Below are 23,819 nucleotides of genomic sequence, written 5' to 3'. Positions count from 1 at the left end.
CCTGTAAACCATGTCCCCGGTCTCAAACGTAAAGGATGTACCCGGTCTTTACCCACCCCAGCCCTCTCCCAGAGGGAGAGGGGGCCGACCGAGGTGTCTGGCGTCCAACATCGACCTGAAACACCGAGTCGATTATGGATTCAACCCTGCAAGATCAGGTCGGCGTATTTCGAATATCCAACTCGGTCAGTCCCCTCTCCCTCCGGGAGAGGGTTAGGGTGAGGGGCTTTTGACTTTAAGGTTTGCGCTTGCGCGGCCCGGTATTGAACACCGGCACTTTACGCACAGGCTTGATCGAAGGCTCCGGCGCCTGCGTCTCGCCGCTGTCGACCCACTTGCCCAGATTGCGCTTGCCGCCACCACCTGAAGCTTTCGGCTTCTTCGGTTTCTTCGGCTTCTTGATCACCTGACCGCTGGCATCGGTATCCGGCACGCGGTGTTCAGGTTCGAAATCCGGCTCGTTCTGACGCTTCAAGGTCTGGCGAGTCAGCATTTCAATCGCCGACAACATGTTCACTTCATCCGCGCACACCAGCGAGATCGCCTCACCCGTCGCGCCCGCACGCCCCGTGCGGCCGATTCGGTGAATGTAGTCCTCAGCCACAATCGGCAAGTCGAAGTTGACCACCAGTGGCAGATCTTCGATATCCAGACCCCGTGCAGCCACGTCGGTGGCCACCAGAATCTGCACTTCGCTGAGTTTGAAACGGTCCAGCGCACGCTGACGGGTCGCCTGCGGTTTATCACCATGGATGCCGTCGGCATTGACACCGAGGCCCTGCAGTTTTTCCACCAGTGCATCAACGCCGTTGCGGGTCTTGGCAAACACCAGCACCTGCTTCCACTTGTTCTTGCGCATCAGGTGCACGAACAGTTCGGCCTTGCGCTTCTTGTCCACCGTCACTACCCATTGCTTGACGGTGTTGGCCGCGACGTTGCGCGGGCTGACTTCAATGCTCAGCGGATCGTTAAGCATCTGCCCGGCCAGCAGGCGGATATCATCGGAGAAAGTCGCGGAGAACAGCAGCGTCTGACGTTTCTTCGGCAACATGCGGTAAATGTTCGCCAGTTCTTCGGAGAAGCCCAGGTCGAGCATACGATCGGCTTCATCCAGCACCAGAGTCTGCAATTGATCGAGTTTCAGCGCGTTCTGGCGGAACAGGTCGATCAGGCGACCGGGCGTGGCGACCAGCACATCGACCCCGCCGCGCAACTTCATCATCTGCGGATTGATGCTGACACCGCCGTAAACCGCATAAGTGCGCAGCGGCAGGTTTTCGGCGTACTGGCGCACAGACTCATGAACCTGCTCGGCCAGCTCGCGGGTCGGCACCAGAATCAGCGCACGCGCCGAATTGGCAGCGACTTTCGGCCCTTCCATGGCCAGCAACTGCAACAGCGGCAAAGCGAAACCGGCGGTCTTGCCGGTGCCGGTCTGTGCGGCAGCCATCAGGTCACGACCGGCCAGCACGGCCGGAATGGCTTGCGCCTGAACCGGCGTCGGGGTCTGGTAGCCGAGCGTCTCGAGAGAGCGCAGCAAGGGTTCGATCAGGCCAAGGGAGGCGAAAGTCATGGGAGTACCGTAGGAAAAAATAACGCAGGCATGCAATGGCGCGCAGTTTACCCTAATTCGTACGCGTTTCTGTGGGAACGGCTGTCGACGCCACGACTGGTGGCTGTGCCGGCCGACGCCACTGCGGCAAGCCAATCAACACCACCGCGCTGATAATCACCAGCATCGCCAAGGCTTCTTCGATGCCAATGGTCTCGCCGACAAACACGATCCCGAGCAACACCGCCACCGCCGGGTTGACGTAGGCATAACTGGTCGCGGCTGCCGGACGCACGTGCTTGAGCAGGTACATATAAGAGTTGAAGGCGATGATCGAGCCGAAGAAGATCAGGTACGCCAGCGCCAGCCAGCCCTCAATCGGTGGCAGCGCCTGCAGGTGTTCACCGCTCGCCGCACTGCCAATCAGCAGCACCACACCGCCGACCAGCATCTCCACCGCACTGGCCATCGCGCCTTGGGGCAACGGCAGATGTTTGCTCCATACCGAACCGAACGCCCAGGTCGCCGCCGCAAAAATCAGCAGCGCCGCGCCCATCGGACTCGATTGCAGGTTGGAACCCATGTTGAGCATGGCGATGCCGATAATCCCCAACGCCACCCCGGCCCACTCCAGACGAGTATTACGCGCGCCCCAGAAATATCCACAGAGCAACGTGAACAATGGCACCGTCGCCACCGCCAATGCCGCAACACCGGAAGCCACGCCGGTATGCTCGGCCACGCTTACCGCGCCATTACCGAAACTGAGCAGCAAAATGCCGATGATCCCCGCCGCTTTCCATTGCGCCCAGGTCGGCGCCGGCGCCCCGCGCCAACGCAGGAAGGCATACATCAGGCTGCCGGCGATCACAAAGCGCACCCCGCCGAGCATCAGCGGCGGCCAGTATTCGACGCCAATGCGGATCACCAGATAGGTCGATCCCCAAATAACATACAACGCAAAAAACGCGGCGATCAGCGGCAAGGAAAAACGGCGCAAGGCAGGCATGGGCAGCTCGAAAGTCAGGCTCGGTGGATGGATTATTCTAGAAAGGCGCACGAGCAAAAATAAGTTACAAAACCTGTTTATAGCGCCGGTACACTTTAGAAAACACGGAGATCGGCGGGATAAACCACGATTTCGAAAGTCTGGCATTTTCAGGAGTCCGGCCTTGGACAAATACGACCGCATGCTGCTCAGCGCCCTGCTCGAAAACGGCCGTGCGTCCTACGCCGATCTGGCGCGCAAAGTGAACCTCTCCGCCCCGGCCGTCGCCGAGCGCGTAGCCAAGCTAGAGGCAGCCGGGGTGATCACCGGGTATGAGGCAAAAATCGACCTGTCGAAAATCGGCCTGCCGATCCAGTGCATGATCGAATTGCGCCTGCACCAGAACGGCAGCCAGAAGGTCTACGACGAACTGGTGAAAATTCCGCAACTGACCGAGTGCTTCCGAGTGACAGGCGATCCGTGCGTGATGATGAAAGCCGCGGTGGGTTCGATGACGGAGCTGGAGGAGTTGATCAATCGGGTAGCGAAGTTCGGCTTCAGCAAGACCTCGATTGTGTTGTCGAGCGCGATCGAAAAGCGTGTGCCGTTAGGCCATATCGAAAACAACGGCAAATCCTGAGAACGATGATGCCCCGTGTGGGAGCGAGCCTGCTCGCGAAAGCGGTGTATCAGACAACATCAATGTTGAATGGAAAACCGTATTCGCGAGCAGGCTCGCTCCCACAGGGGTTGTGTACTGGATTGGGAATCAGCGATAGCGCTGCAGGTGTTCGATGACTTTCGCGGCAGGGACTTTCTGCAACTTGCACAGCAGGTCGTGCGATAGCTCGCTGACACCGTGCTTGTGCCGTAACTCTTCCGTCAGATGCGCCATCAGATTGGCCGCCATCTCGGCATCCGCCATGGCCCGGTGAGCCTGCCCCGTATGCGGTAGCCGCGCAAATGTAGTGAGCGTACCGAGCTTGTGATTCGGCGCCGCCGGCATCAACCGCCGGGCCAGCAGCAGCGAACAGGCAAAGTTCTGCAACCGCGTGCGTTTGATCCGCCCCAGTTCAAAGTCCCAGAACTTCTGGTCGAATGAGGCGTTGTGTGCGACCAGCGGCGTGCAGCCGACAAACTCATTGACCTCTTCCATCACCCGTTCGGCCGGCGGCGCGGTGCGCAGCATGGCGTTGCTGATACCGGTCAGTTGCTCGATAAACGCCGGAACGCGGACGCCGGCGTTCATCAGGCTCTGGTAACGCTCGACGATGCGGCCGTTTTCCAGCATGACCACGGCGATTTCCGTGGCGCGGCAGCTGCTGTTCGGCGACAGGCCGGTGGTTTCAAAGTCGATGACTGCAATGCGTTCCAAACCGGGTGGTACTCCGTCAAATCAATTCTTTAGAAGCAGCGCGCCTTCAATCGGCACGTAACGGCTGGCGGCGCGGATCAGCGAGTTGGCGGTGAGGCCGGGCACGCCGTAGGCGACCGCTTGCACGCCGTGTTTGCTGATGATGCGTTCGAGCAGCATGTCGAAATCACCGTCACCGGAGGCCAGGACGATTTCGTCGACGTGGTCGGCGGCGTCCATGATGTCGAGGGTGATGCCTACGTCCCAGTCGCCCTTGGCCGAGCCGTCGCTGCGCTGGATGTAGGGCTTGAGCTTCACCGTGAAACCGAGGTTGCGCAGGATCTGCTGGAATTGCTGCTGCTTGCTGTCGCCGCGGTCGATCGCGTAGGCGTAGGCCTCGACGATCTGCCCGTCCTTGCTGATGTCGGCCCACAATGCGGCATAGTTGAAGTGACAACCATAGGCCTGACGCACGGTGTAGTAGAGGTTCTGCACGTCGGCGAACACTGCGATTTTTTTCACCGGAGTTCCTGTGGGCGCGCAAGCGCACGAAGCGGGATCAGGCGCCTGGCCCGAAAAAGGCGCCCAGTATGCCAGTCCGAAGGAAGGTTCCGCGAATAATCGGCCCGGAGCCCTCAGGGGCTCCGGACGAATGGTGAATCAGACGAAGGAATCGTCATCATCAAAGAACGAGGAGTTGTCGTTGCCGTAGTCGGTGTCGGTGAACCCGCCCTGGTCATTGCCAGAGAAGCCGTTATCGGCCACACGCTGATCATCGCCCCAGCCATTGTTGCTCTGGTCCGCGACTTGCGCCGGCTCTTCCTTGATCACTTCAACGATTTCTTCCGGCTGCTGGTTGTGATGGAACAGGCTGCTGATGCCCTGTGCCAGCATCACGCCACCCGCGACACCGGCAGCGGTTTTCAAGGCGCCGCCAAGGAAACTGCTGCCGGCTGCCGGAGCCGCTTGCTGCGCATAATTAGGCGGCGCTGCGCCGAAGTTCTGCTGTGGCGCCGGGGCGGCATAATTCTGCTGCGGTGCCGGTTCACGCCAGCCGCCAGTCGAGGCCGGGGCACTCTGGGTCGGCGCCGGACGCGGGCTGCCACCGAAAATACTCGACAGAAAACCACCGCCGCCGCTCGGCGCGGGTGCCGCACTCTGCGCCTTGGCCGATTGCAGTTCGGCCTGCAACTGCTGAACCTGTTGAGTCAGTTGATTGTTCTGCTCGTCGAGGCTCTTGAGCGCAGCCTCTTGCACCAGAATCGCCTGGGTCATGAAATAACCTGCCGCCGGCTGGCGGGTCAGGTGTTCCTTGATCCGCGCCTCGGCCTGGGCATCGCGCGGGGCTGCCTCCGTTTCGGCCTGTTGCAGCCGGGAAAACAGTCCATCGATCAGGGTTTGCTCTTCGCTGTTCATGGCGACCTCGTAGATTGCCGGGGATAACGTTGCCCTCGTCCACTGTGGACAAGGTGCTCTCCCGTAATGGAGACAGTGACAGGATGTTTCAATGAGCTTTACCGAATGTTTACGTTTGTGTCGCGCCAGCCATCATCGGTTAAAGTGAGCCACTGTTTTCGACCTGCGATACCGACTGATGAATGCCCTCGAAGTGCTGCGCGACTCTCTGTATTTTTTCAAACGCCATTTGGGCAGCATCGTGCGGTTGTGCCTGCCGCTGGTGATTTTCGAAGCGTTTCTGCAACAAGTGGTCGATCACGCCAGCGGGCCGGAAGACATTTCGGCGATCAGTATCGTCGTCGGTCTGCTGGTGTATCCGCTGTACACCGCGGCGCTGATCCTCTTTCTCGATGCGCGCAGCCGTGGCGAGGCGCCGCGCAACCGTGATCTGCTGGCGATGGCCGCCACCCTGTGGCCGCGTTTCGCCCTGCTCACGGCGCTGAACACCTTGCTGATTCTGTTGGGCCTGTCGCTGTATTTCCTGCCAGGCCTGATGTTGATGGTGATGCTCGCGTTCGGCGAATACCTGCTGGTGCTGCGCGGCATGGGGCCATTGCAGGCGATGAAAGAAAGCCTGCGCCTGACCCGCGGGCATTTCTGGCGGATCCTGCTGTGCATTCTCTGTGTGATGACGCCGCTGTGGTTGCTCAAAGGCGCGACGCTGGCGGTGTACCCCGAGCCGCAGAATCCTGTGATCGCCATTCTGATCGACAGCGCTCACAGTTTCCTGCAACTGTTCACCAGCGTGGTGTTGTTCCGCCTGTTCATGTTGATCAGCGAATTGCCTGACAAACGTGACAGAGTAATCTGACCGCTCTGCGCTTGGGCTTCGAGACAGCCGTCAGGTATGCTCGGGGCCACTTTCTGTAACGCCATAAGCCGAGCCATGACCCGCCTACTGCGCTACACCCTGTTGCTTGTCGTGCTCGCCATCGTCGTGATCGGCGGGTTGATGTTCAGCCTGACCTGGCGCCCGGACGCCCGCGAAACCCTGCCGGTCAGTTGCACGGGAACGCCACCGACGCTGGTGCCGGGCCAGGCAGTGAAAGTCATGACCTGGAATGTGCAGTACCTCGCCGGCAAACGCTACGTGTTCTGGAATGATCTGGCCCAGGGCAGTGATGAAGCGCCGACCCTGGAAGACATGGCTTTCAGCCTCGACGAAGTGGCGCGGGTGATCCGCGATGAGCAGCCTGATGTGGTGCTGTTGCAGGAACTGGATGACGGCGCCAAGGCCAGCGACTATCAGGATCAGCTGAAGCTGTTGCAGGAACGCGTGGCCGACCTCTATCCATGCAGCGCCAGTGCGTTCGACTGGAAAGCCGAATTCGTCCCCGATCCGCATATTTACGGCAGCGTCGGGCGACAACTGGCGACCCTGAGCCGCTACCGCATCGAGCACGCCGAACGCTTGCAATTGCCGGTGGCCTCCGCCAATTTCATCAGCCGTCAGTTCCAGCCGAAAGATGCTTTGCTCGCGACCAAACTGCCGCTGAGTGACGGCGGGCAACTGACCGTGTTCAACACGCATCTGGAGCGTGCCAGCCAACCGGACGACACCTCGCTCGCGCAGGTAACCGCAGTCGCCAAGGTGCTCGACAAATACGAGAGTCAGGGCCTACCGTGGTTGATCGGCGGCGACTTCAACCTGTTGCCGCTAGGCCAGTATCGTCGCCTCCCCGCCGAACAGCGCACGCCCTATTCCGCCGACAGCGAGCTGCATCTGCTGTGGGACAAGTACCCGATGATCCCGACCAACAACGAAGCCAGCGGTATCGACCGTGCGCAGTGGCTGACCCACTACCCCAATGATCCCGGCCTCAATGGCCCGGATCGTACGGTCGACTATCTGTTCTACAGCCCGAAACTCAAACGGGTCGAAGCGACGGTGCGCCAGGACGACACGTTACGCATCTCCGATCACCTGCCGGTGATTGCTCGGTTCCTGCTACCGGCGGCACCATAGGCAGGGCCGGGGAACACTGCCCGAATTGACGATATGGAATCCCATGAAAATATTATTGGTGTGCAAGGACATTGGGGGTTACGCGCGCAAACTGGCGGACTACCTGATGATCGACAACGACGTGTGCTTCATCGACACATCATCGATGCAGAACAGCTTTGATCGAGCGCCGAAGATCTTGCGCCGCCCGCTGAAACGCTGGGCGCAATTACGCCAGTTCAATAAAGCCATTGCTGCGTGCGGACGATTTGATGTCGCGCTCATCATCAACCCGGCCCAGATTGATGCAAAACAACTGGCCACTGGACTCAAGGTCTCCGACCGCAAGATCGCCTACCTCTATGACAGTTTCAGTCGCTGGCCGATAACGCGCGAGGAACTGGCCGGGTATGACGAGGTGTTTTCCTTCGATCCGGAGAACGCTGAGAGCTATGGCCTGAAAAAGCTCTACAACTTCATTTACGACGACTACATCGCCGACGGCGAGCCTCATGAATACTCGGCGTTGGTAGTGATGGCAGGCAAGGATCGGGTGCCGGCACTTGAAGGGCTGGCGCAGGAGTTCGATCGCCTCGGGGTGACCGATTACAGGCTTCTGGTTCAGAGCAAACCGATCCCGGGCGCACATCCGGGCATCACCTTTTTCGAACAGAGAATGTCACTGGAGTCGGTGGGTGAGTTGGTCAAACGTTCGCGGATCATTCTCGACATTGCCAAGCCCGGTCAGGCCGGGCTGAGCTTCCGTTTCTTCGAGGCCATGGCCGCACGGAAAAAAGTAATCACCACCAACAACAGCGTGGTCGACTATGACTTCTACAACCCGTCAAACATTCTGGTCATCGATGAGGCCAACCCGCTGATTCCTGAACGGTTCATGACCGAGCCGTACGTCGATGTACCTGAACACATCTACCAGAAATACACCCTGCGGGGATGGGTCAAAACCGTGTTTGCCCAGCAGTAAAATCACGCCACCGGCTGCCCCACCACGAAACCCTGTGGGAGCGAGCCTGCTCGCGAAAGCGGTGTGTCAGGCACCCCATTTATCGACTGTCGCTACGCCTTCGCGAGCAGGCTCGCTCCCACAATGGCCAGGTGTTGTGACAGTTGGATCAATGCACCTCTTCGAGGTCGTCGTGCAGCAGCCCGAAAATCTGCCGTTTCATGTCGATGAACGAGCGCTCCATGACCATGTCCAGTGAGCGCGGGCGCTCAATCGGTACATCGAGAATCTGTTTGATCCGTCCAGGTTTGGCACCCATCACATAAACCCGGTCACCGAGCAGAATCGCTTCGTCGATGTCATGGGTGACGAACAGCACAGTCTTTTTGCTGTTGCCCCACACCCGCAGCAACAACTGCTGCATCTGCAGACGCGTCTGGCTGTCGAGCGCGCCGAACGGTTCGTCCATCAGCAGAATCTGCGGATCATTGGCCAGCGCCCGGGCAATCGCCACGCGCTGCATCATCCCGCCTGACAATTGCTTGGCGTAGTTGTCGGCGAACCCGGCGAGGCCGACTTCGTTGACGTAGTAATCGACGATTTCCTTGCGTCGCGCCGCCGGCATGCCGCGGCGCTTGAGGCCGAACTCGACGTTCTGCCGTACGGTCAGCCACGGGAACAGCGTGTAACTCTGAAAGACCATGCCGCGATCCGCGCCCGGCCCTTGCACTTGCTGGCCGCCGACGTAGATCTCGCCGGAGGTCGGCTCGGCCAGGCCAGCGGTCAGGTACAACAGACTCGACTTGCCGCAACCCGATGGCCCGACCAGCACGGCGAACTGCTGATCCGGAACCTCGAACGACACCTCCTCCAGCGCCGTAAACGTGCCACCGTCGGGCTTCTTGTAACGCAGGCTGACCTTGTCCACCTGCAAGCGCGGCGCGGCGTGCGCCGGGGTCGCAACAGGTTCGATAAAACGATGATTGGCAGCAGTCACTGAGCCCATGCGGCAACCCTCAAGCGGAGAAAACGGAACAGTTGATCGGTGATCAGACCGAGCAGGCCGATGATCGCGATAGCGAGGAAAATCACGTCGACCTGAAAACCGCGCATGGCCTTCAGGCTCAGGTAACCCAAACCGCTGGACGCAGCGACCAGTTCAGCCACCACCAGATAGGTCCAGGCCCAGCCCATGGTGACCCGCAATGTGTCGAGCACACCGGGCACCGAGGCTGGGGCGATCACGTGCAACACCGCGTCGCGGCGGTTGGAACCCAGGGTGTAAGAAGCGTTGATCAAGTCCTTGGAAATCCCCTTCGACACGTCAGCGATCATCACCAGTTGCTGGAAGAACACGCCGAAAATGATCACCGAAACGCGCTGCTCCAGACCGATACCGATCCACAAAATGAACAGCGGCACGAACGAGGTTACCGGCAAGTAACGAATGAAGTTCACCAGCGGTTCAAGGAATGCCTGGACGATGCGAAAGCTGCCCATCAGCAACCCCAACGGCACCGCCACCAGCGACGAAACAATGAAGCCGACCATCACCACTTCGACACTGGCCCACACATGCGTGCCGAGGGTGCCATCACGGCCCAGGCGCACGGCGGCTTCAACCACCGCGCCTGGCGTCGGCAAGAACATCCCCGGCACGATGCCGCCATAAGAAAGCCCGGCCCACAGGCCGACCAACAACACCCAGGCCAGACCGCTGGCGCTCCACACCACGTGCACCGGCAATGCGGTTTTCGGTGTGAGGCTGCGGCTCAGCCATGAATTGCGCTTGAACATGGCAAAACTCCTAGCGCGGGCTGACGAAACGGTTGTCGACCAACTCGTCGTTGCTGACGTTGTAAGGTTTGCCCTGCAATTCGCTGGCGGTTTCGTTGGCCAGTTTGATCAGCGCGGCGCTGTCGCCCGGTTTGCCCGGCGAGCCGAGAAGTTTCTCGCTCATGGCTTGATCGTAGAAACGCACGCCTTGCGCGGCGGCGGCCAGTTCCTTCGGATCGGACAGGTAACCGCCGACACCTTTGGCCATGATTTTGTAAGCGTCTTGCGGATGATCCTTGGTGTACTGCACGGCTTTGTACAAACCGGCGACCAGCGCCTTGACGTCTTCCGGTTGCTTCTCGATCACGCTGCAATTGAGCGCGACCACATCGACGATCACGCCGGGGGTGCTGCTGCTGTCGATCAGCACTTTGCCCTGCTGCTTGTCGCGCACCATCGACAGGTGCGGTTCCCAGGTCACGGCAGCGGGCACGCGACCGGCGATGAACGCGGTGGCGGCATCATCAGCGGTCATGTTCTGCACGGTGATGTCGCTCATCTTCATGCCGTGCTTTTTCAGCAAGTAGGAGAGCCAGAACTGCGAGGTCGAACCTTCGTTGACGGCCACGGATTTGCCCTTGAGCTCTTGCAGGCTTTTCACATCCTTGCCGACCAGCACGCCATCGCCGCCATGGCTGTCATCCAGCGCCGCGACTGCTTTGAAGCAGAACTGCGGGCGGTATTTGAGCACTTCATCAATGGTCGACGCCGAGCCGGACAGTTGCCCGGACGCCTGCGCGGCCATGTACATCGACGCCTCTTCAACCACCGGCAATTCGACGGTCAGGCCGTTTTCCTTGAAGTAGCCCAGGTCCTGAGCCAGATAGAGAGTGCCGTAGCCGACCCACGTGGTGTGGCCGATGGACAAGGTGCCGGCCTGGGCGCTGGTCGCGACCGTGACAGCCAGGGCAGTGATTGCCAGAGGATGAGTGAGACGAATACACAAGGACTTGATCATGGAGCACTCCCGACGCTGTTGATTTAGTTTTGTCATGGGCAGTACGGTCACCGGCCGTTGTGCAGTTGCTGCCGTTGGTCTCTCACGGACACTTGGGCGGACAACATTCGGCTGGCGGGCAAGACCGATGGTGGCCCATGTGCGCGGTGAGGAAAATCAGGAAATTGTTGGCTGCAAATGATGAAAAAACTGGGTAGTGCGCACTGCTAAAGGGCGGGGATTGCGGGGGTGCGCGAGGTGGGTGCAAATTGTGGATTTTCGGCGACTGGGAGAATGCTATCGCTGGCAAGCCAGCTCCCACAGGGATCGTGGGTGTGCTCTAGATTTGCGTACACCACTAAAACCTGTGGGAGCTGGCTTGCCAGCGATGGCGCCGCGTCAGTCGACATTTTCGCTGCTGACCCACCGCTTTCGCGAGCAGGCTCGCTCCCACAGGGGATCTGCCGTGCGACTTAGATCCAGTGTGGGAGCTGGCCTGCCAGCGATAAGGGCGACACGGTATCAGCGCAACTGGAACCAGGTGGTTTTCAGCTGGGTATATTTGTCGAACGAGTGCAGCGACAGATCCCGGCCAAATCCCGATTGCTTGCCACCGCCAAAAGGCACCGTCACATCCAGCGCGTCCACCGTATTGACCGACACCGTACCCGCGCGCAACTGTCGCGCCACACGATGCGCACGGTTGAGGTCATCGGTCCACAACGACGCGGCCAGTCCATACACGCTGTCATTGGCCAGCCGTATGGCCTGCGCTTCATCATCGAACGGCATCACCGCCAGCACTGGCCCAAACACCTCTTCGCGAAACAGCGGCATGTCCGCGGTGACGCCGGTGAAAATCGTCGGCTCAATGAAATTATCCGAGCCGTTGAAGCGCCGCTGCTGGCCGCCACAAACCCGCGTCGCCCCCGCCTGCCCGGCACTGCGAATAAAGCGCATGATGCTCGCCGTCTGCTTGTGGTCGACGATGGCGCCAGCGCTGCTCTGCGGATCCAGCGGATCACCCGGCAGCCAACGCTCGGCCTGCACTTTCAACCGTTCGACGAACTCATCATGAATCGAACGCTGCACCAGCAAACGCGAGTTGGCCGAGCAGACTTCACCCTGATTGAAGAAAATTCCGAATGCAGCTTTTTCCGCCGCCAGATCGAGATTCTGACAATCGGCGAACACCAGATTAGCGCTCTTGCCACCGCACTCCAGCCACACCTGCTTGAGGTTCGATTGCGCGGAATACTCCATGAAATATTTGCCGACCTGAGTCGAACCGGTGAACACCAGACAATCGATATCCGCGTGCAACCCCAACGCCTTGCCGGTCTGCTCGCCAAGCCCCGGCAACACGTTGAGCACACCCGCTGGCAGCCCTGCTTCCAGCGCCAGCTCAGCCAGACGCAACGCCGAAAACGGTGACTGCTCGGCCGGTTTGAGGATCACCGAATTACCCGCTGCCAGCGCTGGCGCAAGCTTCCACGCCGCCATGTCCAAGGGAAAATTCCACGGCACCACTGCGGCCACCACCCCTAGAGCTTCACGGGTAATCGTCGCCAGCACATTCGGCGCACTGGGTGCGACCTGATCGTAAAGTTTGTCGAGGCTTTCGGCGTACCAGCGGAACACCCCGGCAGCGCCCGGCACATCGATGTTGTAGGCATCCATCACCGGTTTGCCCATGTTCAGCGAATCAAGCAGCGCCAGTTCTTCGCGATGGCTCATCAGCAGATCAGCCAGACGCAGCAGTACTTGCTTGCGCTCGGCAGGCGCGCGTTGCGACCAGATGCCCGACTCGAACACCTGACGTGAATTGCGCACCGCCGCGTCGACATCGTCTTCGCCACACGCCGCGACATTGGCCAGACACTCGCCAGTCGCCGGGTTGATCGCGGCAAACGTCTGCCCCGATTGCGCGGAGCAATGCTTGCCATCGATCATGGCCTGGTCGGGAAATTTCAATGCAACGGCGCGGCGCTGCCACTCTGCAAGCTCGAACACGACGGATGCTCCTGGAGGTTATTGTCCATCGATGGTCGCTCAGCCTCGCGGGGGCTAAAAATAGTAAAAATGTCTTCGCAGGCAATAAAAACACTGGGCAATGACTTCCCCCAAATGCTGCGTGGGTGGCTATGGTTGAGGGATAAGAACATCGTCGCGCAACGGACGTGGCGGCGCACAAATTGCTTGGAAGTCGAGTCCGCTCGTCCTGAGGTTTGCCGTGGCCGCCTACAATTTGCGTCAGTTGAAATACTTCATCACTACCGTCGAATGCGGCAGCGTCGCCGAGGCCTCGCGCAAGCTGTACATCGCGCAACCGGCGATCTCCACCGCGATCAAGGCGCTGGAAGACAGCTTCGCCGTGCAACTGCTGATCCGCCATCACGCGCAAGGGGTTTCCCTTACGCCGAGCGGTGCACGCTTTCTGCGCAAGGCGCAGGAACTGCTGCGCATGGCCAAGGAGTTCGAGCAGAACGCCCTGGCCGACAATGACGTGGTCGCCGGGCAGATCGATATTGGCTGTTTCGAAACGGTTGCGCCGTTGTACTTGCCCCAGTTGATCGCGGGGTTCTCGGCGCTGTATCCGGGGGTTCAAATCCGCATCCGCGACGGCGAGCAGCAAGAGCTGGTGCAAGGCCTGACCTCGGGGGCGTTCGATCTGGTGATTCTGTACGAACACGAGCTCGATGCGACCATCCAGACCGAACCGCTGATGCCGGCGCAACGGCCGTATGCGCTGTTGCCGGCGGATCATCGTTTTGCCCAGTACAAGCAGGTTTCGCTGCGCGATCTGTGTCTGGATCCGATGATCCTGCTCGATGTGCAGCCGAGCCGGACCTATTTTGTCAGCCTCTTCGAAGAGCTTGGATTAACGCCGCGCATCGAGTTCAGCTCGCCGTCGATCGAGATGGTGCGCGGGATGGTCGGCCAGGGTTTCGGTTTTTCGATTCTGGTGACCAAACCGCATTCGGAATGCACGTACGACGGCAAGAAAGTCGTGTGCGTGGATATCGTCGAAGATGTCACCGGTTCAGGGCTGGTGGCGGCGTGGCTCAAGCGCGGGCAACTGACCAAACCGGCGCAGTTGTTCGCCGATTATTGCCGCGAACAACTGACCGCCCAGACCGCTCACATTCCTGGGGGAATATAACCGGGGACAAACCTGACGTTGAGGCACTTGCCATGCAGGAGCCGCCCGTCTTCGATCAGGAACTGCGCAATCTTCTTTTGTTGGTTGATCTTCGCCTGCAATTTGCAATCGGAACTGTGCCCGACCTGTTGGTAATACTCGGTGTACACCATGCCATTGCCGGTATGGTTCATCGAGGTGCCGGCCGCTTCGGTGGTTGTCCAGCTCGCGGACTTGTACCAGGTCAGCACCGCCAAGGGTTCGCCGTTCGGGGCGATTTCCTTTTGCATCGAATCGGGCGTGCCGAACAAGTCCAGCGCTTCCTGCATATCACGCCCTTCCCAGCGGCTTTGCGCAATAGCGGAACAGCCAGTCAAGAGCAAGGCGGCCAACAGAGCGGCCAACAATAAGCGTATGTAAGTCATTGGCTGTCCCGGCTTATTTTTTCAGTTCGAGCAGACTGTCGATGTTGTCCATCATCTGGCTCTTTTCCTGAATCGGTGCGAGTTTGAAGAACATCTGCTGCAGCATCTCGATCATCTGCAGGTATTCCATCTTGCCCACGGCGGCCATGTCGTTTTTTGCTCGACTGCCCGGCGCACAGGCAAACTTCAGCGCTTGCTGTACCCAGAACTCTTTCGGGGTCTGCCATTGATTGGCAACTTTCAGATGGCGCAGGGTGTAAGCCAGACGCTCGACGGATTGGCCATTGATAAAGCGCACCTTGCCCGTAGAGCACTGGGCTTCGAGGTTGTACACGTCGATCATTGGTTTGCCCGGCTCTTCATAAACCAGCGTAACCGCCACCATGGTCGCGCCTTTGGTTTTTTCAGAAGGCACTACCGACGTGGCATCGGCGACATACATGATGTTTTTTTGGGCCACGCCATTGCCGTAGATAATCCACCAGTCGCCTACAGGGTTGGGCTCTTCGGCATTTGCCGAATTGAAGGCGAACAGCAGCGCAGCCGACAAGAAGATCAACTTCTTGAACTTGAAGAAAGATGACATGAGCAGTTCCGTTCCTTGGGTACACGTTGCCAGGCAGCAACTTGTTATTGTTCGGGCCGCCACTTTAGGAGGCGGCTCGGACAGGGGCAATTAGGGCGGATGGGCTAATGGCGCGCTGCCATTGCTGCTCAAGTGCCCCGAGGTTTTGCCCGTGCTGTGGCTTCGGCGACCAAGGGATCGTCCGGCCAGTAATTTCGTGTATCACCTACCCTCATCATAGGTTGACACGCTATGCGGCCCGGTATGTATGAGCTTGCACCAATTTTTCGGATTAACGGTGTGACTGTCAACCTCGCACTTGATGATTGACTGTTAGGATCTGAAAATTTCCAAGCATTGACAGATGAAATCTCGGACGACTTCCGCTAGCTACGATGGATTGACAGCGCCGTCGACAAATCGTGATCTATACTCCCGCAATCGGAACACAACAGATCTTTTTGACCAGGAAAGCTGGCTCTTCCGATGCGTAACCAAATGGGTTGTTTTCCCACAGCGGTGTAAGATCACAATCATCTCGGTAAGCCTTTTCGGCTGATAATTTTTAGGATAGAACATGAGTTTCAAAAGCCAACTAGCTTTTCTGGAAACCGTATACCCACCATTTACCAATAGAGAAGTTAAGAATCTCACCGACGTCAGAAATAAGCATATTGCAGCCAGGTTAAAAACAAGCAACTTCTATATGATAGGCGCACGTCCGCTTACCAAGTTCGAAGATATTGTCGCTAACGAGGCCGAAAACACCCTCTCGGTAACAATCACAGTAGGGGGAGTGGTGAAGGATTTCGGCAAGATATTTATCGATCAAATCCCTTCATTACCCAACCGCTTTACAGTTGCGTGGGGTGATTTTGATATCCAAGTTGGCAATCGACTCCCGGGCTCCAACCTAATAAACTGTCACAAGTCTCTCACCCCTGACTCTATATACTGGGAAAAATCGAGAGGAGCTGAATACTTAGAGGGCTTTCATAACGCCCCAGAGGTCTCTAACTACGACTTACTTTACATTGGCATAGCGAATAACCAAGATAGCTATGAGAGGCTTTTGGCAAAAGGTCATCAAGCCCGGATGAAAATACTGAGTGAGGAACCCCAACGCTATCCCGGAGCACATTTAAGTGATGAAATAGTGTTATTTCTGTTTGAGGTTTCTCCGGTTCACATGCACATATTGAAACCCGAAGACGAATGGGAAGACCTTACAACTGAAGTTCGTATGCCACCGATTATCGCAGATGCTGAAAAAGCGTTTATCAGCCTTTTGAAACCCAACTACAATACGAAGCTCTACCCAAATTACCCGAAGGGAACTGATGGACTATATAATTCTGGATTAAACGTATACGGTTATGCCATAAACGAAAATATAAGATTCAAAACCCTATTTGGCGAATTCAAAGGGTATAGAAGCGACTCTCAATTTGACAATTTGAAAGACTACATCTTCATTGAAGGCGATGAAGTTGAGATCCATATTTCCGACTAAACTCCTCCCTTCCAAAGGTTAATGAAAAAAAGGCCTGAATGTACAGGCCATTAAATTTTCAGACGGTCTCTTCACAGATTGCAAGAAGCCACACATTGTTGCGAATTTTGGCGTTAGCCGCATTGTAAATGCTATCCCGTTCAACGTCGGTGAGCGGACTTTCAACAACCTTCATACTCACTATACTCTCAATACAGTTATTATTTCCAACTCCGACACTGAGCGAATTAACGAGATTAAGCGCATCTAGGGACTTAGCATAAGGCAGATCTACTAGACTCTTGATCCAGAGCGCAACATTCATACTAGAGTCATCGGAAAAATAAAAACTGTTGCCCTTCTTACTGAGCCCAATGCTCAGGTGATCTATACCATTTTGAATAAAGGGGACTAGCGGACCGCCTTCGAGGCTTGTCCCAAACAAATAAAGCTTTACCATAAGTACTTGCGACCGAGTGGCCTTAATAGCTGCCGGACGGGTCATATGATTAGCGGTACCGACCAGGAATTGGTTGGCAATTTCATGACGAAGTCGGCCGACAATGTCATACGCGTTTGCACGCAGATAGCTGATTAGCATACCTGCCGGCAAGGCGAGAATGCTCCCTTTAGCGAGCTTAAGGTCAAACTCCTTACCGTCAACCTTAAGACCTTTGGCAACTATCTCCTGATTATCGTGATCAGGGATACTTCTATCACTAACCTGAATTGCACGTGCCACTGCAAACTTCGCAGTAAAACCATCTGAAGCTGAGCGAACTACGCTTAGAATGTCACACTGCTGCGTGATGTGCACCAAATACTCACTCTTGCGGTCATCCTTTGCGGACCCTAATACAGCTCCAAATGGCAATAAGCGGCTGAAATTAGCTAATATCTCTTCATCATCCTTTGCAAGAAATTTTTGCTCAAGGGGAAAACCAAGCCAATTAAAGTGCGAAACAAGATCTCGGGCAGTTCCAGGATTCACAAACGATGCCAACAGCCGCGTGACAATAGATGGCGTTTTTTTTGCATCCCTGACTAGTTGCTGCTCAAAGCAGATGTCTAGCTGTTTGATTGCCTCTGAAACTTGCGCCGAGCACTCTACATGCCACAAATATTCTTTAGCCAAATATTCGCTAAGATGCCCATCGTAAGGATCACTGTCTAGACTCGCGCTCAGGTGGATTTCCTGCATAGCCGCAGCGTCCAAGTTCCAAAGCGTAGCCTCTGCAAGGGTCTGCGCTTGTTCTAGGGCAGCTGTCCACACCGACATAAACTTCCGCATGTGCTGCGCGGCTTCCTTCTGACGCTGGAGCTGTTGATAGTTGAGACGAATGCCTGCCGAACCGAAGTTTTCTTTAAATACTTCCTTTTTAGGCAGCAAGATTAATCCGGCCGCGCTAATTTTGGATTGAGTGCTGAACCTCATCTTTTCGGAGATCAACTCACTACGGCTAGACATAACAATTATGCTGGGTAACTGTTCGGGCTGAGAATCACTTAGCCCTTTCAAGTATTCAACAAGCTGATCAACCGCACCTGCACTTTTTTGTAATACCAGGTCAAAAATTACTAAATCGTAGGCCAGCAAATCGGTGTGCTTGGTGGGACGAGATTTTTCAAAAAACAATTCAAATTCAGGAGCAGCAAACGCACCCTCAAGCGCATTTTTAAGCTGTGAAACCTCTTTCGATCTTTCTAAAAAAGGATTAAGCCACTGCTTGTACTCGTCTTCAACTTTGGCTTCAAACTGAGCGTTTAGCAGGACACTTTGAACAAAATTATCAGATTGCAGATAAGCCTGTTTTTTTTCGTCGTCATATTTATCGGTATCGGGTAGACCACCTAGTTCTTCTGTCAGCCGCCAGAATTCTTCAAACTGTGGGGATGTCACATCGCCGAGCGTAGCTCTGAAATCGCCTACCACTTCGTTAAGATGAAAAGATGTCAGCCCCGAAAGCTCATCGTCAATGACAATAACTTTGAGAGCTTTTTCGGGCACTACCTCCGCGCTGGCCTCAATCACCATAGGCTCCACGGCAGCGTCATTTACCGCCTCAGTCATTTATCAAACCTCATCCTTTGGTAGTTCAATAGTGAAAGTACGATGACGACCATCATCATCCACACTTTCGTCCATAAAAATTTTTCCGCCATGGTATTGGACAAGCTCCGAGGCTATATAGAGTCCTAAACCTTTACCTTTTCGCCGCATCGAAAAATAGGGCTTGAATATCTCCTTAGCGTATCGCGGGTCAACTCCAGGACCGTTATCGGTAACGCTAACGGTCAACGCGCGCGAGTCAACGTCGAATCTAATTTCACGCTCTTTCTCTCCTGGTTTCAGACCTTGCTGAACCCAGTAGATTGAGTTAGTTATTAAATTCTCAAGAGTCTGAGCAATCAAACCCTTGACCATGAATACATTCATAGGCTCGTTGGACTCAATACCATCCAGATAGACTGAAGAGCTGATTTGGTGACGTTTAAATCGATTTTTAAAGCCGGATGCAATACCCGCCACTTGCGCGACTAGGTCGTACCGTTCCTTACGATTACGACCTGATGGGCTCATAGCGTCGACGGTGCGAATCCGTTTGTTTGTGGAGATAATTTGAGATCTAAGGTTGTCAATAACAGTAACCACCTCCTGGTCACCACTGTTTTTTAACTCTGCAAGCAGCTCACCAGTTCGCTCTGTTAGTCGAGATAGTTCATGAATGACGATTTCGACCACTAACCCAATATTTGCTAACTCCAGAAGTTCCACACGTGTTTCACGCGATAGGCTCAAAGAGTTCTTGATGGTGTTTACATACTCAACTTGGCTATGCAAGGTCTCACGAATCTCCATGAGCTTACCTCTATGCTCTTTTGGAAGGTATTGAGCAATATCATTTACAATTTTTATGGTCTTTTTAAGCTTATCCTCGGACTTCTTCAAGGATTCGTTCGTCGAATCCTCTGCGATTAGCATTTTCGCTTCGGCTTCTTTAATAGTATTGATATGCATCCGAAGGTCTTGGACAACCACTCCGCCCAAAATATGCTTTAGAAGTTCTTGTTGAGGGCAGGAAATTAAACGCTCACGGTTTGCAGAGTCGATTAAATAGGGATTCATCTCAGACGAGATGCTTACGCTCCCGACAGTTTGATATCTATTTAATGCAAAACCCTTCGACTTTAATGCCCCGCTGTCCCACTCAAGCCAATCGTCATCCATCCCCCCTGTTTTGCCTACTCGAAAATTATCTCGATATATCGCAAAACCACCGCACCAGTGATTAAGCTCTTCTGCGATTTGATTACGATTGAAGTCAACTTCGTTGCTCGTTAGAGACTTTCTATTAAACCACAAACACCTAGCCGTCCACCTTCCAAGTTGGTTGAAGACCTCAACAGATACATTGAGCTGATTGGAAAGCTCCTTGCGCGACCATGTCCTCACCTCTTCAGAACTCGTTGCTCGCCATGACAACACTCTGCGAAGAATGACATCTGTGCCATCTAAGCCAGACGGATTGAATTCGATAGTAGCGACGAATTGTGCACATTCTTTCAACCACTTGGGTAACGAACTAATTGGCTGCCGCTTTCCGTTGAAGTAGATATCTATCGGATACGGCTTACGTACCGAAGCAAAAGGATCTTGTAATCTCCGCATGTACCGATGGATAAACGCGTCTACTTTCTCTTGCGTCCAATTGGACGTCAAATCTGTAATGACAACCTTCGTACCTTTCTCGCCAGGTGTGGACTGCTTAGATTTCTTGACCTCTACAGTGACCTGATCTAAGTAAAGGTCAGGATCGTCGAAATCAGCCCACCTGAAATCAATTCTGTGCCAAAGAATATCATTGTGCGTAGTTGATTCAACGCTTGCGGTACCACCTAAACGCATCATTGATAAACGGCCAATTCCTTTCTCGCCTAATAAAACAGGCTCGCCGGGTAGCGCATCTTTCTTCTGCTTTAACTTTCCAGGAGTACCTATAACCAAAAACCTGTCAGACAGATCATCTTCGGTCATCCCGCACCCTTTGTCTTCAACCGTAATATATTGTTGACTACGGAGCGAATTTAAAAAACTTACAAACTCTTGGTGATTGATACACTTCTTCGCCTCAGCAATGATCAGCATCCGCTCTTCCGGCGGCAGCTCTTCTGAAATTGCTTTGCGAACACGCTCGGTGGCTTCAATTTTGTCAATTTCTTTTGCTTGAACCTGTTCACCGATAAGTTCTAACGCTGATAAATCGACAGCTGCATTGATGTGAACCTGGACACGAGGTGATCGTGCGTCAAAAGCATTCTTTATTAACTCGTTAAGCGCGACGTCATCTGACGTGATGAGTTCGCCCCCAAGGTGTTTTAGAGTCCGTGCTGCAATTCTAAATCCGATAGCCATATATACCCCTTCTTGTGCGTTTCCCATACCCTACAGTCCATCTCAGATATTGGGCTCAGGCAAATAGCAATGTGCACCCACGGAGTCCGCGACGCCAGCACCAAGGTTGACATCACTTAAGGCTGAAGCAAGCGACTTTGAGAATGTTTCGTTTCGATAGGTATAGTCAGCCATTGGAGTCGTCCGTGATTTAGACAGTGAGCATAATGGGAAATCGCCAGCACAGGTAGGTGTGAGCGACCGAATATGGTTTAACTCAGGAGTGCCTGTGCTGACGCAAGGTCTCAGTCAACCGTCAGAGACACGTCAGAGGGGCCCATCTTGTGAAAGTACGGCGTCAGTTGGCCACACGACGCGCGCAACGTATGTGTGTATGGAGGGAGACCTCAGTGTGGCGCCAAATCGGCTGAATTCATGACATGCGTTACAGCCGCCCATCGACTGGAGGAGTCCGATTCTTCTACCGATCACTCGATGAATGGCACGAGCACTGGATCATCATCCGTTTTGATTACGAAGTCATCAGCGCTCACTAAGCAGTGCAAGGGCTATCCCTTCATAGCACGGCCGCGCTCAAAGGCGGACCGCTTGCGAAAGGACACCTATAATCTCATTTTCCGTCCGAAGAAGAAGATCCTGCTCAGCATTGAACTACAGAGACCTCAGCTAAAACCGACGCTCTCATCAACGGCACATTGGATTGTCAATGAATCTTCAATAAATTCATTGACACAAGCAGGGCTTCGTTTCTGCAAGGTTGACACCGGCAATGGAGACTCAACGCAAGCAGCGGGAAATTATTGACACAAGGTGTGTAAACCTCCATGACCTCCAAGCCCAGAGTAGGCTTTCATTTCATAGGCGGAAATGCGTTAATCGCGATTTTCGGCACCAATGCAGGTAATTTAGAGACGCCCTAGGAAATAGGGTCTTGGTCTACCCAGTAGACAATCAGGGAAGGAGATACCTACGTGCATGAAGATCACCTTAATGATCACCGAGTTTAGAGCAGCAGTATCTAACACGGTTCAGCCTTACTTTTTGGCAAGGAGGTAAAAATGAAAGCTTATGGAGGATCGGACTTATCGGAAGTAAAAAAGGGGAACATCCTTAATAACTACGGTTGCCTTTGCCCAACCCAAGACAAACCGGCCGGGGGTAACTGCCAGTGACCACAAGGCTTGTTGAGTTTCTTGCACGATGTGATTTTGAATCTTTAACCGATCTATTAGGTGACACTACAGTTACACTTCTCAAAAAAGTTGTCACTGAAGCTCTAAACCCTGAAAGCTTAGCATTTCTCGTAGTGAGCATACTAGGAGAGGAAGGGGCACTACGCAATAAAACTGTTCGCCAGTTATTATTTTCAAAGCTAGATACAGAGGAAGGAAGAAAGCTCTGCGAATTTCTTCAACTACCAACATCTACCGCATTGACCACCCTGAACAGCACCAACTTTGACATTAACCCATCTAATTTCGAATTGCTCACGCGATGGTTCGCTGTACCATACAGTGCGAGTGAGTTAACCAATAGAGAAATCGAAGTTTCTCGAAAAACCGTGGCGAGTCATAAGCTTCGATCCCATCAACTTAACGCATTCAGAAAGCTCAGGACCGCGATCGCCAACCCACATGCATCAGCATTAGTACATATGCCTTGGGGTGCTGGTAAACTACGGCTAGTAGCTACAGCAGTTGTTGACCTTTATCGGTCAGAGCGCGACGGCCAGGTTATCCTATGGTTAACCCCAGGAGAAGCCCTATGTGATGACGCATTTAACGAGCTTCGTGCCGTGTGGGAACACCTGGGGTCGCGTGACATAACGATTTATCGGCTTTACGGAAATAGAGAAACGCCCGACTTAGGAAGCCTCGAAAACTGTATCATTGTTGCCGATATAGCGAAACTTCAAAGCGATGAAGCTAATTTAAATAAGTTAGGAAAAAAAACCCGAGTCGTCATATTTGGTGACGCTGAGCACATCAGCAAGCCAACTGGCGCAAACATCTTAAGCAATCTATCACGAGACTCTAATCTTAGTCTGATAGCAATATCCGCCTCATCGGGGTCCGAGATTACTTCTGATTCGAGCTCTGCAGAGCTCAACCCGCGTTTTTCCGACTCTTACATTACCATTGACTGCGCAGAACCCATTCAGCTACTGAGTGAAGCTGGAGATCTTTGCAACATAAAGATAGAAATTCAAAATATTGATTGGAATGCTGATACAAGCAAGAGAACTAACGACTTAGAATATGATGCACATGAAGTAGAAAAAATCAGCAAAGATATTAATAGGAATCAAGCGCTACTGGAACTAATCATTTCTGAATCAGAAATGACTCAAGGCAATGTAGTTTTTTATGCAACTACAGGTGACCACGCTCGACTATTTGCAGGATTACTAGCTTTTCGCGGCATTCAAGCAATGCCTGTTACAAGCGATAAATCTTCAGAAGAAAGAGATCGTGAAATGCAGAAATTCAAGGCCCGCAAAGGGAAAATTCTGTGTGTCCATGGATTTTTCATACCAGGCAGTTCAGTCCCTAATATTGCAAAGGCGATTATCGCTTTTCCAACACTATCTGATTCAGTATTTTATGGAATGATTGGGCGACTTGGAAGTGCGCGCATAACTGAAGACCACCTAAAAATCGTTGTAATCGCGGACTGTATTCCTTCAAGGGCGAGCGCGCACAAAACTTTCGAGTCTTGGACCAAGTTAGATTTTTCGGAGCTATAAG

20 protein-coding genes are annotated in these 23,819 nt (G+C 54.4%); 7 read left to right on the top strand and 13 right to left on the bottom strand.

The window, feature by feature from the left end:
- Positions 1-235: 235 nt before the first annotated feature.
- Both rhlE1 and yedA read right to left on the bottom strand, forming a co-directional pair.
- Positions 236-1,573 carry an RNA helicase RhlE1 gene (rhlE1, locus tag M9827_RS25315; RefSeq protein ID WP_250607872.1) on the bottom strand — a complete coding sequence of 446 codons (1,338 nt, stop codon included), beginning with the start codon at positions 1,571-1,573 and terminating at the stop codon, positions 236-238.
- 52 nt (positions 1,574-1,625) lie between these two features.
- Complete coding sequence (gene yedA / locus M9827_RS25310) at positions 1,626-2,561, bottom strand: drug/metabolite exporter YedA (protein WP_250607870.1); 936 nt, start codon at positions 2,559-2,561, stop codon at positions 1,626-1,628.
- A 163-nt stretch (positions 2,562-2,724) separates the two neighbouring features.
- Between yedA and M9827_RS25305 the strand changes: the two genes are divergently transcribed.
- Entirely contained in the window at positions 2,725-3,180 is a 456-nt protein-coding gene (locus tag M9827_RS25305) for an Lrp/AsnC family transcriptional regulator (RefSeq protein ID WP_250607868.1), read from the top strand.
- 129 nt (positions 3,181-3,309) lie between these two features.
- On the opposite strand, the gene M9827_RS25300 is transcribed toward M9827_RS25305, so the two are convergent.
- The 3 genes from M9827_RS25300 to M9827_RS25290 all read right to left on the bottom strand — a co-directional run bounded on the left by M9827_RS25300 (position 3,310) and on the right by M9827_RS25290 (position 5,310).
- Positions 3,310-3,915 carry a 3'-5' exonuclease gene (locus tag M9827_RS25300; protein WP_250607866.1) on the bottom strand — a complete coding sequence of 202 codons (606 nt, stop codon included), beginning with the start codon at positions 3,913-3,915 and terminating at the stop codon, positions 3,310-3,312.
- Positions 3,916-3,936: 21 nt separating this feature from the next.
- Entirely contained in the window at positions 3,937-4,416 is a 480-nt protein-coding gene (locus M9827_RS25295) for a LabA-like NYN domain-containing protein (RefSeq protein ID WP_007949802.1), read from the bottom strand.
- A gap of 138 nt (positions 4,417-4,554) precedes the next feature.
- The gene (locus tag M9827_RS25290; protein ID WP_250607864.1) at positions 4,555-5,310 is read right to left on the bottom strand and encodes a DUF2076 domain-containing protein; all 756 of its coding nucleotides are present in this window, start codon (positions 5,308-5,310) and stop codon (positions 4,555-4,557) included.
- Positions 5,311-5,488: 178 nt separating this feature from the next.
- Between M9827_RS25290 and M9827_RS25285 the strand changes: the two genes are divergently transcribed.
- From M9827_RS25285 to M9827_RS25275, 3 genes are all read left to right on the top strand, one after another.
- Positions 5,489-6,163, top strand: a complete 675-nt coding sequence (locus M9827_RS25285; RefSeq protein WP_250607863.1) for a YciC family protein — start codon at positions 5,489-5,491, stop codon at positions 6,161-6,163.
- A gap of 75 nt (positions 6,164-6,238) precedes the next feature.
- Positions 6,239-7,318 carry an endonuclease/exonuclease/phosphatase family protein gene (locus tag M9827_RS25280; protein ID WP_250607862.1) on the top strand — a complete coding sequence of 360 codons (1,080 nt, stop codon included), beginning with the start codon at positions 6,239-6,241 and terminating at the stop codon, positions 7,316-7,318.
- A 43-nt stretch (positions 7,319-7,361) separates the two neighbouring features.
- Positions 7,362-8,282 carry a WaaS/CpsH family glycosyltransferase gene (locus tag M9827_RS25275; protein ID WP_250607861.1) on the top strand — a complete coding sequence of 307 codons (921 nt, stop codon included), beginning with the start codon at positions 7,362-7,364 and terminating at the stop codon, positions 8,280-8,282.
- A 148-nt stretch (positions 8,283-8,430) separates the two neighbouring features.
- Here M9827_RS25275 and M9827_RS25270 read toward each other — a convergent pair whose 3' ends face one another.
- The 4 genes from M9827_RS25270 to M9827_RS25255 form a co-directional block, all read right to left on the bottom strand.
- Complete coding sequence (locus M9827_RS25270; protein ID WP_250607860.1) at positions 8,431-9,267, bottom strand: ABC transporter ATP-binding protein; 837 nt, start codon at positions 9,265-9,267, stop codon at positions 8,431-8,433.
- Positions 9,255-10,058 carry an ABC transporter permease gene (locus M9827_RS25265; protein ID WP_250607859.1) on the bottom strand — a complete coding sequence of 268 codons (804 nt, stop codon included), beginning with the start codon at positions 10,056-10,058 and terminating at the stop codon, positions 9,255-9,257. Before M9827_RS25265 ends, M9827_RS25270 begins: the two co-directional genes overlap by 13 nt.
- Positions 10,059-10,068: 10 nt before the next feature.
- Positions 10,069-11,055 (bottom strand): ABC transporter substrate-binding protein, encoded by a 987-nt coding sequence (locus M9827_RS25260; RefSeq protein WP_250607858.1) that lies wholly within the window; start codon positions 11,053-11,055, stop codon positions 10,069-10,071.
- Positions 11,056-11,556: 501 nt separating this feature from the next.
- The gene (locus M9827_RS25255) at positions 11,557-13,047 is read right to left on the bottom strand and encodes an aldehyde dehydrogenase (protein ID WP_250607856.1); all 1,491 of its coding nucleotides are present in this window, start codon (positions 13,045-13,047) and stop codon (positions 11,557-11,559) included.
- A gap of 220 nt (positions 13,048-13,267) precedes the next feature.
- Here M9827_RS25255 and M9827_RS25250 point away from each other — a divergent pair, with 220 nt between their 5' ends.
- Positions 13,268-14,197: a LysR substrate-binding domain-containing protein gene (locus tag M9827_RS25250; protein ID WP_250607854.1), complete on the top strand. Its 930-nt coding sequence runs from the start codon at positions 13,268-13,270 to the stop codon at positions 14,195-14,197.
- Here the strand turns inward: M9827_RS25250 and M9827_RS25245 are convergent.
- The gene (locus tag M9827_RS25245) at positions 14,176-14,601 is read right to left on the bottom strand and encodes a hypothetical protein (RefSeq protein ID WP_250607852.1); all 426 of its coding nucleotides are present in this window, start codon (positions 14,599-14,601) and stop codon (positions 14,176-14,178) included. The genes M9827_RS25250 and M9827_RS25245 overlap by 22 nt on opposite strands.
- A gap of 13 nt (positions 14,602-14,614) precedes the next feature.
- Positions 14,615-15,187 (bottom strand): hypothetical protein, encoded by a 573-nt coding sequence (locus M9827_RS25240; RefSeq protein ID WP_127652413.1) that lies wholly within the window; start codon positions 15,185-15,187, stop codon positions 14,615-14,617.
- A 556-nt stretch (positions 15,188-15,743) separates the two neighbouring features.
- On the opposite strand from M9827_RS25240, the gene M9827_RS25235 reads away from it, so the two are divergent.
- On the top strand, positions 15,744-16,679 hold the full coding sequence (locus M9827_RS25235; protein ID WP_250607850.1) for a hypothetical protein: 936 nt from the start codon (positions 15,744-15,746) through the stop codon (positions 16,677-16,679).
- Between the two features lie 58 nt (positions 16,680-16,737).
- Here the strand turns inward: M9827_RS25235 and M9827_RS25230 are convergent, their stop codons facing one another.
- Both M9827_RS25230 and M9827_RS25225 read right to left on the bottom strand, forming a co-directional pair.
- The gene (locus tag M9827_RS25230; RefSeq protein WP_250607848.1) at positions 16,738-18,729 is read right to left on the bottom strand and encodes a hypothetical protein; all 1,992 of its coding nucleotides are present in this window, start codon (positions 18,727-18,729) and stop codon (positions 16,738-16,740) included.
- A gap of 3 nt (positions 18,730-18,732) precedes the next feature.
- Positions 18,733-21,099, bottom strand: a complete 2,367-nt coding sequence (locus tag M9827_RS25225; RefSeq protein WP_250607846.1) for an ATP-binding protein — start codon at positions 21,097-21,099, stop codon at positions 18,733-18,735.
- Between the two features lie 1,141 nt (positions 21,100-22,240).
- On the opposite strand from M9827_RS25225, the gene M9827_RS25220 reads away from it, so the two are divergent.
- Positions 22,241-23,818 carry a DEAD/DEAH box helicase gene (locus M9827_RS25220; RefSeq protein ID WP_250607843.1) on the top strand — a complete coding sequence of 526 codons (1,578 nt, stop codon included), beginning with the start codon at positions 22,241-22,243 and terminating at the stop codon, positions 23,816-23,818.
- Position 23,819 lies beyond the last annotated feature (1 nt).

Source organism: Pseudomonas sp. AKS31 (assembly GCF_023634765.1).
In the GTDB taxonomy this organism is placed as follows: Bacteria; Pseudomonadota; Gammaproteobacteria; order Pseudomonadales; family Pseudomonadaceae; genus Aquipseudomonas.
This window is presented reverse-complemented; position numbering and strand designations above follow the sequence as displayed.